Source organism: Limosilactobacillus mucosae, assembly GCF_046939755.1.
GTDB classification, from domain to species: Bacteria; Bacillota; Bacilli; order Lactobacillales; family Lactobacillaceae; genus Limosilactobacillus; species Limosilactobacillus mucosae_A.
Map to the genome: position 1 here is coordinate 1 of NZ_JBKZAY010000128.1, position 252 is coordinate 252.

Below are 252 nucleotides of genomic sequence, written 5' to 3' on the forward strand. Positions count from 1 at the left end.
GAATAATAATTGGGCTAGCTGGGTTCGAACCAGCGCATGACGGTACCAAAAACCGTTGCCTTACCACTTGGCTATAGCCCAATATTTATCAAATGGAGGATACAGGGCTCGAACCTGTGACCCTCTGCTTGTAAGGCAGATGCTCTCCCAACTGAGCTAATCCTCCAACAATGACCCATGCGGGATTCGAACCCACGATACCAGCGTGAAAGGCTGGTGTCTTAACCGCTTGACTAATGGGTCATATCAGCA

The 252-nt window shown here is 49.2% G+C and carries 3 tRNA genes; all 3 read right to left on the minus strand.

Features of this window, described 5'->3' with window-relative positions:
* Positions 1–9: 9 nt before the first annotated feature.
* Positions 10–81, minus strand: a tRNA-Gln gene (locus ACLUWI_RS10505).
* Between the two features lie 12 nt (positions 82–93).
* A tRNA-Val gene (locus ACLUWI_RS10510) sits at positions 94–166 on the minus strand.
* A 5-nt stretch (positions 167–171) separates the two neighbouring features.
* Positions 172–243 (minus strand) — tRNA-Glu (locus ACLUWI_RS10515).
* Positions 244–252 lie beyond the last annotated feature (9 nt).